Origin of the sequence: Acidocella sp., assembly GCF_052326845.1 — a bacterium.
GTDB lineage: Bacteria > Pseudomonadota > Alphaproteobacteria > Acetobacterales > Acetobacteraceae > Acidocella.
On record NZ_JBKQJR010000094.1, the window covers coordinates 1 to 11,306 of the forward strand.

Consider the following 11,306-nt stretch of genomic DNA (forward strand, 5'->3'; position numbering starts at 1 on the left):
CCGGCGGCGGCAGCGGCATCGGCGCCGCCATCGCCTTCGCTTTTGCGAATGCCGGCGCCAGCGTGACAATCTGCGGCCGGCGCTTGCCGGATCTCGAATTCACCGCCGAACGCCATCCCAATATCCATCCGGAAGTAGCCGACGTCACCGACGAGGCGTCGATCAAGAAGCTCTACCAGCACGCGCAGAAGGCGCACGGCAAATTCAACATCGTCGTCGCCAATGCCGGGACGGCGGAGAGCGCCGCCGCCGAGAACGTCACGCAAAAGAGCTGGAACAAGATCCTCACCGTCAATCTCACCGGCGCGTTCTTTTCGGTGAAGCCCGCGCTCGCCGGCATGCGCGAGCACAAATGGGGACGCATCGTCTTTGTCGCTTCGACGGCCGGCTTGAAGGGCTATCCCTATGTCGCGCCTTATGTCGCCGCCAAGCATGGCGTCGTCGGATTGGCGCGCGCCTTGGCGCTGGAAACCGCGAAGGCCGGCATCACGGTGAACGCGGTCTGTCCGGGCTTCAGCGAGACCTCGCTGCTCGACGAAGCCGTCAATCACGTCGCCTCCAAGACCAAACGCAGCGAAACCGAAGTGCGCAAAATGCTCGAGGCCAATAGCCCGCAGGGCCGGTTCTTCCAGCCGCAGGAAACCGCCGACGCGGTGCTTTGGCTTTGCGACGATGCCAGCGCCGGCATTACCGGCCAGGCGATCTCGATCTCGGGAGGCGAAACGTGGTGAGCGCGCCGCTCCGCGTGTCCATTGTCTCACCTGCGGCATGACCCCTCCTTGTGCTGCCGCAGTCGTGTTAGAATAACTAACTATTAACGTCAATAAAAACTAACGTTGAGTTTGCCAAAACTCATGTTATGAGAATGTATGGCAACAAAAAAACAGCCCCCGGCCGAAACCGTCGGCGCCCGCATCCGGGCTTTGCGCCTCGCAGCCAATATGACCCAGGATGAATTCGCGGCGAAGCTCAACGTTTCCCGTTCCGCCATCGCCCAGTGGGAGACGGATCGCGCCGGTCAGGTGCGGGAAAACATGGAGCGTATCGCCAAGGTCCTCAACACTTCGCTTGGCTACTTGGTTTCCGGGGAAACCGGCTCCCTTCTGGGCGACGAATTGGCGCTCATGCGGCTTTACCGGGCCTGTTCGGCCGAGGACCGCCGCATGCTCCTACAAACAGCGCGCCGTCTGGCGCGTAGCTAGTTCAGCTAACTACGCGTCTTCCGGCCGCAGCAGGCGCAGCTCACGGTACACTCCGCCCTCCCGCGAAAAATGCCTGTTGTAATGTGGATCAAACGGCAGCATATCCACATATCTCTGCTTCATAACCTCGTTTTCCCACATAAACCGTGCGAGCTTCTCATCGTTGAAGTCATCGCCCCGGCTTATGCTTTCCCGGTGCTCGGCCACAGTATCCGGCATATACACAATTTTCCAACCAGCCTTGGTTAGTTTCGCACACAAATCAACATCGTTGAACGCCACCTTCAACAATTCTTCGTCAAAACCGTTAACATCCTCAAAGGCCTGCCTTCGTACCAACATGCAGGCGGCCGTCACGGCGGAAACCTCCTGCGCCGTCATCGCGTGCGTCATATAGCCCGGAGCCTTACCCTCCAGGCCCCGGAACGCATGGTCTGCCACGCCGCCCACCCCCAGCACCACACCAGCATGCTGCACGGTCCCGTTCGGATACAGCAGCTTCGCCCCCACCGCGCCCAGCTTCGGGTCGGCCAGGCACTCATCCAGCATCCGGCGCAGCCAGAGCGGTTCGCTCACAAACACGTCGTTATTCAGGAACAGCAGAAACTCCCGCTCCGCCGCCTTCACGCCAGTATTGTTGATGCGCGAATAGTTGAACGGCTCGGCGATGCGGATAACCTTGGTGTCCGGCATGTTCGCCTGCATGGCGGTAAACGCCTCCGCCTCGGCCGAGCTCGACCAGTTATCCAGCAGAACGATCTCGTAAGGAACATTCTTGGTGTACTTACGAATAGCGTCGACACATTCCTGCGTCATTCCGATATGGTCTCGGAACGGGATCAAAATGGAAACCCCCGCCGCCTTCCGCTGTTTCGCCGGAAACCGCCATTCTACCTCGTAGCAGGTCAGTCCGCCGCGGCTCTTCACCTGTGCGGCCAAACCCCGCCGCTGCAGGTGCTCCTGCACCGCCGCCTCGCCTGCCGTCACGGCCTTCGGCTTGGCCTGCGCCCCCGCCGCTGCGGTGGAGCTGGCGGATTTGCGCCAATGGTACAGCACCTCCGGCACGTGGTGGATTTCCCCGAGCGCCAGAAGCTCACATAACCGCAACAGCAGATCGTGGTCCTGGGCCCCGTCCAGCGCCGGGTCCAGCCCGCCAACCTCGCGCAGCGTCCCCGCATCCACCATCACGAAATGGCAGATATAGTTGATATCCAACAGGAACCTGTAATTGAAATCCGGCTTGAAATGCGGCTCGCACAACGCGCCGGAGCGCTCCACCTTGTCCTCGTCGGAATAGAGCAGCTTCGCACCCGTCGCCCGCCGCGCGCGCAGCATCACCTCCAGCGCCACCGGCTCCAGCAGGTCGTCATGGTCGAAAAACGCCACCACCTCGCCCTTCACCGCCTTCAGCGCGTCGTTGGTGGCACGGGCAATGCCGCCATTGCTCTTGCGGTTCAGCAGCTTTATCCGCTTGTCGGCCTTCGCCAGCTCGCGCATCGCGGCGGTCAACTCCGGCTGCCCGCTGGCGTCATCCACCAGTAGCAACTCCCAGTTCCCGTAGCTCTGCCGCCGCACGGAATCCACCGCGGCCAGAAAATCCCCAATCCCCGGCCGGTACACCGGGCAGATCACGGAAACCAGCGGCCGCTCCACCGGCAGCGCCCCATACCGCGCCTCGGCCCGCGCCGCCGCCAGCGGCAGCGAGGCCGCGGCCCAGCGCTGGTAATCATCCAGCAGATAGCGTTCGCGCGGCAGCGCCGTCTGCAAATCCCGCCGCAGCCGGAAGGTGAAGGCGAACAGCTCATCCGTCCTGGCGATCAGGCTCTCGATCTGCTCCCGCGCCGAGGCCGAGGGAAATTCGATCTCCAGCGGGCTGCCGCGCAGCTCTTCATGTTCCGGCATGGCGAAGAACTGCAGCGTCATGCGCGGCCGGCGCAGCCCTTTGGGCAGGTAGAAGCTGAACCCGCAGGCCCCATCGCCACCTGTCGCCGTCGCCACGTCGCCACGGAACTGGTCCGCCGTCACCTCGGCCACAGGCTGCCCGGCGGAGGTCGCCAGTATCCGCACCCCGCCCAGCTTGGTTCCGGCCCGCTCGTCCACCCTCAGCGCCCAGCCCTGGATCAACCCGCCGACAAGCCCATCCACCACGGCCTCGACCCGCGTCTGCTTGGCCAGGCAGAAGCTCAGCGCCGCCATCGCGCCATTGCGCGAGGACACCGGCACCACGACCCCGTCCAGCGTGGCGAAGGTCATGGTATGGCGCAGCCCGTCATGGTAGCGCTCGGGGATGCTGTAATAAAACCCGATCCGGCTGTTCGCCAGCGTCACCAGCCTGGCATCGTCACGGTGCAGGTCGCAGCTCACCACATCGGCGATCACGCCGTCGATCATCACCCGCAGCCGCAGGCTCTCGGCGGCGGCGTCGAAATCCACCGCCCAGCCGCCCACCCCAGCCTCGTCGATGCGGTCAACGAAACACAGCAGCTTACGCTCGGCCGCCGCCACGGGCTGCTTCCGGCTCACACCCATCTTTGCCGTCATGCCTTGCTTTCCGCTCCTGTGGTCTCCAGCGCCAGCGGCAGCAGCCGCGCCAACCGCTCCGCCCATTCCGCCTGCCCTGATTCGTGCTGAACCAGATCCTGCCGGATTTCTATTTCCAAATAATCAAGACCGCGCGCCTCCGCATGCACCGGCACGCCGTAATCGGTCTCGTCCGTCAGCTGGTAGGGCGCGTTCTCCCCCACCACCAGCCCCGACTCGGCGCGCAGCAGCGCCGCCAAGGCGCGGGAGAGCCTGGGGCTTCGGTTATACAGCACCGCCACATGCATCGGCCGCGCCTGCTCCATATATATTGGGGTAAAGCTGTGCATGGCCACGTAAACGGTCTCCGGCCGCGCCGTTATCAGCCCCTCGATCGCCGCGTGGTACGGGTCGAAGATCGCCGTCTGCCGCGCCGCCTTGGCCTCTGTGCCCAGCCCCTTGTTCCCGGGAATCTCCGTCGCCTCGCTCACCTCGGCGAAGGCGCTGGCCACGCCGGGCTTGCGGTTGCAGTCGATCACAAGCCGCGAATAGGTCTGCAGCACCGCCGGGGCGTCCAGCAAAGCGCTCATACGCCGCGTCACCCCGGCAATGCCGATATCCCAGGCGATATGCCGGTCCATATCCGCCGCACTCAGGCCCAGATCCCCCAGCGCGCGCGGAATTGCCCGCCCGGCATGGTCGGCGGTCAGCAGAAACCGGCTCTTTCCCTTGGGCCGCAGCACCTCGGCGGGTGCCGCCTCATCCGCGCCCAGCAATCCTGCGCCCAACTAAGGCCTCCACACAATCTGTTCGGGTGCCGCCGCGCGCGGATCGTATTCCATCATCTGGCCATTCATCACGGAAACCCCGGTCAGCGCCAGGATAAACCCCCAGTGGCTCACCAGCAGCGTGGTTTCGTGGTCATCGCGCGCGGCCATGGCGGCGCGGAAGGCATCGGCCCGCCTCCTGGTCTGCTCCTCGCTCTCTTCCTCGTCATGCCACCACTGCCCCGGCAGATGCCCAAACTCATGGTACGGAAACCGCTCCGCCAGCGCCTCGGGGCGGGAGCCTATGTCGCAGACAAAGGCCGTGCGCTCGCGCACCTCCTGCATCACCTCCACGCTCACCCCGGGCAGCGCCAGAAAGGGCTGCGCCGTCTGCAGCGCCCGCGTGTACGGCGAGACGATGATCCGCGTCAGCCCCGCATCGCGCAGCCGCGCAGCCGCGTTCCGCGCCTGCTCATGCCCCAGCGGCGTCAGCTCCGGGTCCTCGATCCCCGGGTCCAGCCTCGTCGCGGTGAAATGCAGATTGAAATAGCTTTGCCCGTGGCGCAGCAGAAACATGTCTCTTCCTTCAGCTCCCCTGGCGCGCGCGGCACCCGGCTCCGCTTTTATGTCCCAGCCTGGTCCGGGTTGACTAGGGTCTGATCGCACCCCAGCCTGGATCAGCCGCTTGCTTTCATCTAAGCCTTGGCGCAGACTTTCCCGGTAGAGGGTTCAGTGCAGGCCAACGCGTTACAATCCCTGGGCGGGCTTCCCGTCATTCTGGTCATTTTCGCGGCTGTCGCGATCTTCCTAATCCTGCGCCTGCGCAGCGTGCTCGGCCGGCGTGTGGGGTTCGAGCGTCCGCCCCAGCCCCAGGGCGGCATGCCGGGCTATAACGCCGGCCCGGTCATCGAGGGTCAGGCCCTCCCCGTGCAATCCGGCCATTCGGTGCCGGATCCGCGCTCGCCGCTGGGCCAGAAGCTGCTGCAGATCGTCAGCCGCGACCCGCATTTCGACCCGCCGAACTTCCTCTCCCAGGCGGAAGCCGCCTTCCGCCTGATCGTCACCGCTTTCGCCGCGGGGGACCGCGCCAAGCTCAAGCCCCTGCTCTGCGAACATGTGTTCGAGACCTTCGACGCCGCCATCAAGGCGCGCGAGGAAGCCGGCGAGCGCCACCAGACCGAGATCAAATCCATCACCGCCACCAGCATCGAGGACGCCCAGCTCCTGGGCGACCAGGCCGCCATCATCGTGCGCTTCACCTCGGACCAGGTGAACATGGTGCTGGACGCCTCCGGCAACCCCAAGGTCGGGACCGATGCCGTGACCGAGCTCACCGACCTCTGGACCTTCGAGCGCAACCTCAAGGGCCCCGAACTCACTTGGCGCCTCGCCGCCGCCCGCAACGGCTGACCATCCCCATGCCCCGCCTGTCAAAGCGCCACCTCTGGCCCGCCCTCTCTTTTCTGGCACTCGCTGGCTGCGTGCAGCCGCAAACGGGCGGCTCCACGCTCAACCTGCCCGGCGCGCCCCCCGGCAACGCGGTCTCCTTCTCCGACCTGCCCGGCTGGAGCAGCGACAATGCCGCCGGCGCGCTGGAAGCCTTCGTCACCGGCTGCAAGACCATCACCACCATGCCGCCGGACCAGTCCCTCGGCGGCTCCGGCCTCGCCCAGTCCGCCGGCGGGCAGGCCGGGCAGTGGACATCCACCTGCGCCGCGGCCCAGGCCATCGCCCCCAATGACGCCGCCGCCGCCCGCCAATTCTTCGAGACCAACTTCATCCCCTACGCCGTCTCCGGCCAAGCGCTCATCACCGGCTATTTCGAGCCGGAGTTCCCCGGCTCCAAGAACCTCGCCCCGGGCTACACCGTGCCACTCTATTCCAAGCCGGCGGACGACACCCTGGCCTCCCTGCCCCGCTCGGCCATCGACGCCGGGGCCCTGAACCGCAAAACCCCGGTCACCGCCTATCTGGCCGACCCGGTGGACGCCTTCATGCTGCAAATCCAGGGCTCGGGCCGCATCCTGCTGGCCAATGGCCGCACCCTGCGCGTCGGCTTCGGCGGCCAGAACGGCCAGCCCTACACCCCCATCGGCCGCATCCTGGTGCAGCAGGGGGACCTCTCGGCGGACGATGTCAGCTACCAGAGCATCTCCTCCTGGCTTAAGGCGCACCCGGACCAGGCCAAGGGCATCATGGAGCAGAACGCCCGCTACGTGTTCATCAAGCCGCTCGGCTACCTGCCGGACAACGAAGGCGCCCCGGGCTCGCTCGGCGTGCCGCTCACCGCCGGCCGCTCCCTGGCCGTGGACAAATCCATCATCCCGCTCGGCACCCCCATCTTCGTCGCCACCACGGACCCGATCACCCAATCCCCGCTCGACCGCCTGACCATCGCGCAGGACACGGGCGGCGGCATCCAGGGGCCGGACCGGGCGGATCTCTTCTTCGGCGCCGGGCCGGATGCCGAAACCACAGCCGGCTCCATGCGCCAACCCGGCCAGCTCTTCGTCCTGCTGCCCAAGCCGGCGGCGCAATAGGCATGCGCTTGCCCGCCTCCAGGCAAACGGGCTACAGCGGCGGCGCAATAGTTTCAGGTGGCATGTATGAGTTCTGACCCGCACCGCGATACGGGCGCTAACGCACAGCTGCGCCTTGGCGCTCTCATCGGTGTGCTCGGCGTGGTCTATGGCGATATCGGCACCAGCCCGCTTTACGCGCTGCAAACCTGCCTCGCCTATTTCACCGGCAAAGGCCTAAGCAGCTCGGACATTATGGGCCTCCTGTCCCTCATCGCCTGGGCGCTGATCATCACCGTCACGCTCAAATACGTCACCTTTGTTATGCGTGCCGACAACCACGGCGAGGGCGGCATCCTCGCCCTCATGGCGCTGGCCCAGCGCGTCGCCAAATCGGACAGGACCCGCGTTTTCCTCGGCCTGGTCGGCATCACCGGCGCCGGCCTGTTCTTCGGCGACGGCATGATCACCCCTGCCATTTCTGTGCTGTCCGCCGTCTCGGGCTTGCAGGTCGTCTGGCCGACCCTGTCCAACGACCTGGTCGAAGGGATTTCGCTGGTCGTCATCGTCGTGCTGTTCCTGTCGCAAAAGTACGGCACCGGCAACATGGGGCGGGCCTTCGGACCTGTCATGGCCGTCTGGTTCATCACCATCGGCCTGCTTGGCCTTGTCCAGGTCGTGCAGCACCCCTTCATCTTCAAGGCGCTGCTCCCGTCCTATGGCATCCTCTTCATGCTGCACCATAAATTCGCGGCCTTCGTCTCACTCGGCGCGGTCGTGCTGGCGGTTACAGGCGCTGAAGCCCTGTATGCGGACATGAGCCATTTTGGCCGCAAGCCCATCCAAGTCGCCTGGACCTATTTTGTCCTGCCCAGCCTGCTGCTGAATTATTTCGGCCAAGGCGCGCTGGTGCTGGCAGACCCCTCGACGGCGGATAATCCGTTCTACAAGCTTGCCCCGCACGCCCTGCAAATTCCGCTGACCGTGCTGTCCACCCTCGCCACCATCATCGCCAGCCAGGCGGTCATTTCCGGCGCGTTCTCCATGGCGCGGCAATGTGTCCAGCTCGGCCTGTTTCCGCGCATGGAAATCCGTCACACTTCGGAGACGGAAGAAGGCCAGATCTACGTGCCGCAGACCAATGCCCTGCTTGCCCTGGGCGTTATCATGCTCGTTCTCACCTTCCAGACCAGCGGCGCCTTGGCCTGGGCCTATGGCATCGCGGTGACCGGCACATTCCTGTGCACGAATATCCTGGCCGTCGTGGTGTTCCGCCGCCAGTTCAACTGGTCGCGCCCAGCCGCCCTCGCCGTATTCGGCTTGTTCGGCATAGTGGATCTCGCCTTCTTTGCCTCCAACACACTTAAATTCCTCGATGGCGGCTGGGTGCCGCTGGCCATTGGCCTCGCCGTGATCTTCACCATGACCACCTGGCGCCGCGGCCGCGGCCTGATCATGGACCGCTGGGTGCAGGACAGCCTGCCCCTGTCCTCCTTCCTGGCCCGCCTGCCGCAATCGCGCATCGTGCGCGTGCCCGGCACGGCGGTGTTCATGACCGGCAACCTGGACTTCGTGCCCAACGCCCTGCTGCACAATCTCAAGCACAACAAGGTGCTGCACGAGCAGGTCTTCTTCGTCACCGTGCGCAACCTCGATGTGCCCTATGCCAACCCGGCTGACCGGGTGAAGGCCGAGGAAGCCGCGCCCGGCATCTACAAGGTAGAGCTGTATTACGGCTTCATGGAGAGCCCGAACGTCCCGCAGGCGCTGGAGAGCCTCTCCGCCCAGGGCATCGACTTCAAGCCGATGCAGGCCAGCTACTTCCTGGGCCGCGAGACCGTGGTGCCCGCCTCGGTGCCAAAGCTGCGCTTCGTCCGCCGCTGGCTGTTCCTGTTCATGGCGCGCAACGCCATTTCCGCCACCGAGTTCTTCCGCATCCCGTCCGACCGCGTGGTCGAGCTCGGCGTCCGCATCGCGGTGTAACCGTCATTGCGAGCCCGCTCTGGCGGGCGAAGCAATCCATTTTCTTAGAGCAATATGCGTTTAGCTTGAACCGGCCTGGTCAAGCTAAACGCATGAAATTGCTCGCTCAAAGCTGAATGCTCTAAAGCCGCGCTTCAACCCAGGCGCGGCAGGCTGCTGCATCGGCGGTGCAACCACCGGCCAGCCACCAGGCCCGGGCCTCGCGGAGCATCTCGCCGATGCGCGGCCCGGGGGGAATGCCCAGGGCCGCCAAGTCCCGCCCCTGGAGCGGAAACACCGGGCGCCGCATGCCAAGCAGCCGCGCGCGCAAACCCTCCCAGCCCGGCCCCGCGCCGCCATACAGCCAGCTCCGATCCGCCAGCACCGCCGCCTCTTCCGCCGCCAGCGCCCGGCGAAGCGCCGCGTCGTCATCCTCCGGGCGCGGGATCTCCGTACGCATCAGCGCCTCCAGCCGGACCTCTTCCGCCTTGCTCAGCCGCCAGCCTTGCGCGAATGCCGCCACCTCGCCCGGCCCCAGCGCCGCCACGCGCAACAGCGGGTCCACCGGCGCCCCGCGCGCCAGCGGCGCCGCCAGCCGCTCCACATCCGCCCCGGGCAGCAACAGCGGCAGCACGCCTGTCCGCGCCATCAGCCGCAGCGCCGGCACCGGGTCCACGGCCTTCAAAATCAGCTTGATCTCGTTCCACACCCGCTCGGCCGAGAGGCTCTTCACCCCGTCGCGCAGCGCCACGATCGCCGCCACAGCCTCCGCATCCGGCTCGCCCCGCGCATAACGCGCGAAGAACCGGAAGAAGCGCAGCACCCGCAGGTAATCCTCCCGGATCCGCGTCGCGGCCGCGCCGACAAACCGCACCTTTCCTGCGGCCAGATCCTCCCGCCCGCCGAAATAGTCGTACACCGTACCGTCCCTGGTGGCGGACATGGCATTGATGGTGAAATCCCGCCGGCTCGCATCCTCGCGCCAGTCATCGGTGAATTCCACCACGGCATGCCGCCCGTCGGTCGCCACGTCCCGGCGCAGCGTCGTCACCTCGAAGCCCCGCCCCGCGGCCACGATTGTCACCGTGCCATGCGCCAGCCCGGTCGGCACCGCCTTCAGCCTCGCCGCGCGGGCGCGGGCCACCACCACCTCCGGCGCCAGCGGCGAGGCGAAATCCACATCCGCCACCGGGCAGCCAGCCAGCATGTCGCGCACCGCGCCGCCCACGATCCGCGCCTCGGGCAGCGCGTCCCACACCTGGTCCATGCCGGGCAGGGTGATCACTCCTCCCCCCGCAGCCGCCGCGCCAGCCGGCGCAATATTTCCCCGGTCGCGCCCCAGATCACATGGTCCGGATGCGGCCAGATGGAGAACTCCAGTTCCAGCCCGCGTAGCACCGCACGGCGGCGATGCGGCAGCACCGGGTCCAGCAGCACCGCGAAGGGCAAGCAGAAAACCTCCTCCACCTCATCCGGCGCCGCCTGCAGCTTCACGCCTTTCGGCACCAGCCCGATCACGGGGGCAATGTGGAAGCCGGTCAGGGTGACATGGTCATCCATCCGCCCGAGGACCTCCACGCAGCCCGGATCCAACCCGATCTCCTCGCGCGCCTCGCGCAGCGCCGCCGCCTCGGGCGAGCCATCCTGCGGCTCGATCTTGCCGCCCGGAAACGACACCTGCCCGGCATGGCTCGGCATCTCCGCCCCGCGCCGGGTGAGCCACACGCCGCGCTCCGGCTCCAGCGGAATCAACACCGCCGCCGGTTTGTGCCTGGGCGCGGCCAGCCGGGCATGCGTCAGCCCCGGCGGCAACCGGCGGCGCAACTCCGCCTCGGTCATGGTTACGGCCAAAACCGCTCAGTCTTCGCAGCAGGAGGGTAGATCGCCGAGCGAGAAAAACGCCCCTTTGCTCCATACCCCGAGCACTTCCCGCCCGCGCAGCATCCCCGGCTCGGCGAGCGCCACCAGCTCGTAATAGGTCGCCCGGCAGATCCGCGCCTCGATCGGGAATTTGCCCCTGCCATCGCGCACATGAAGATACGGCGTCGGCTCGCAACTGAGCAGATCATGCGTGATGCGGATCGGGTGTTCCGGCCCGGCGGTCACGCATTTGTCCACATTGGTGCGGAAGCACAGCACCTGGTTGCGCCCATGGCCCTTCCAGCTCATCTCCACAGCCACGAGCGGCGCGTCCTCCACCTCGATCCGCCCGCGTTCCACGTGCGTTTCCAGCAGATAATGCCCCTCCTCGTCGCGCATCAGCACGGAGGAGAATAGGCACACCATCTCCTTGCGGGAAATCGGGCTGCCCTTGTACAGCCAGGTGCCGTCGCGCC

Annotated in this window: 11 protein-coding genes; 5 read left to right on the forward strand and 6 right to left on the reverse strand. The window is 66.0% G+C overall.

Annotation, left to right across the window (positions count from 1 at the left end; all coding sequences use genetic code 11):
- Both ACLPJJ_RS06170 and ACLPJJ_RS06175 read left to right on the forward strand, forming a co-directional pair.
- Window positions 1-731 (forward strand): SDR family NAD(P)-dependent oxidoreductase (locus tag ACLPJJ_RS06170; protein ID WP_443590068.1); only part of this gene is annotated, 731 nt, incomplete at its 5' end.
- A gap of 138 nt (window positions 732-869) precedes the next feature.
- Window positions 870-1,202 carry a helix-turn-helix domain-containing protein gene (locus ACLPJJ_RS06175; protein ID WP_183266632.1) on the forward strand — a complete coding sequence of 111 codons (333 nt, stop codon included), beginning with the start codon at window positions 870-872 and terminating at the stop codon, window positions 1,200-1,202.
- Between the two features lie 9 nt (window positions 1,203-1,211).
- Here ACLPJJ_RS06175 and ACLPJJ_RS06180 read toward each other — a convergent pair whose 3' ends face one another.
- From ACLPJJ_RS06180 to ACLPJJ_RS06190, 3 genes are read right to left on the reverse strand one after another with little or no spacing between them, the layout of a single operon-like run.
- A complete protein-coding gene (locus ACLPJJ_RS06180; RefSeq protein ID WP_443590069.1) occupies window positions 1,212-3,743 on the reverse strand; it encodes a glycosyltransferase family 2 protein in 2,532 nt (843 codons plus the stop codon).
- Window positions 3,740-4,510, reverse strand: a complete 771-nt coding sequence (locus ACLPJJ_RS06185; protein WP_443590070.1) for an N-formylglutamate amidohydrolase — start codon at window positions 4,508-4,510, stop codon at window positions 3,740-3,742. Before ACLPJJ_RS06185 ends, ACLPJJ_RS06180 begins: the two co-directional genes overlap by 4 nt.
- Window positions 4,511-5,065 carry a histidine phosphatase family protein gene (locus ACLPJJ_RS06190; protein WP_443590071.1) on the reverse strand — a complete coding sequence of 185 codons (555 nt, stop codon included), beginning with the start codon at window positions 5,063-5,065 and terminating at the stop codon, window positions 4,511-4,513.
- A 156-nt stretch (window positions 5,066-5,221) separates the two neighbouring features.
- Here ACLPJJ_RS06190 and ACLPJJ_RS06195 point away from each other — a divergent pair, with 156 nt between their 5' ends.
- The 3 genes from ACLPJJ_RS06195 to ACLPJJ_RS06205 all read left to right on the forward strand — a co-directional run bounded on the left by ACLPJJ_RS06195 (window position 5,222) and on the right by ACLPJJ_RS06205 (window position 8,991).
- A complete protein-coding gene (locus tag ACLPJJ_RS06195; RefSeq protein WP_443590072.1) occupies window positions 5,222-5,899 on the forward strand; it encodes a Tim44/TimA family putative adaptor protein in 678 nt (225 codons plus the stop codon).
- Window positions 5,900-5,907: 8 nt separating this feature from the next.
- A complete protein-coding gene (gene mltA, locus ACLPJJ_RS06200; RefSeq protein ID WP_443590073.1) occupies window positions 5,908-7,029 on the forward strand; it encodes a murein transglycosylase A in 1,122 nt (373 codons plus the stop codon).
- A 66-nt stretch (window positions 7,030-7,095) separates the two neighbouring features.
- On the forward strand, window positions 7,096-8,991 hold the full coding sequence (locus ACLPJJ_RS06205; RefSeq protein ID WP_443590074.1) for a potassium transporter Kup: 1,896 nt from the start codon (window positions 7,096-7,098) through the stop codon (window positions 8,989-8,991).
- Between the two features lie 121 nt (window positions 8,992-9,112).
- On the opposite strand, the gene ACLPJJ_RS06210 is transcribed toward ACLPJJ_RS06205, so the two are convergent.
- From ACLPJJ_RS06210 to ACLPJJ_RS06220, 3 genes are all read right to left on the reverse strand, one after another.
- Window positions 9,113-10,255 carry a CCA tRNA nucleotidyltransferase gene (locus ACLPJJ_RS06210; protein WP_443590075.1) on the reverse strand — a complete coding sequence of 381 codons (1,143 nt, stop codon included), beginning with the start codon at window positions 10,253-10,255 and terminating at the stop codon, window positions 9,113-9,115.
- Window positions 10,252-10,821 (reverse strand): NUDIX hydrolase, encoded by a 570-nt coding sequence (locus ACLPJJ_RS06215; protein ID WP_443590076.1) that lies wholly within the window; start codon window positions 10,819-10,821, stop codon window positions 10,252-10,254. Before ACLPJJ_RS06215 ends, ACLPJJ_RS06210 begins: the two co-directional genes overlap by 4 nt.
- Window positions 10,822-10,827: 6 nt before the next feature.
- On the reverse strand, window positions 10,828-11,306 hold a 479-nt coding region (locus ACLPJJ_RS06220), incomplete at its 5' end, for a DUF1285 domain-containing protein (RefSeq protein ID WP_443590077.1).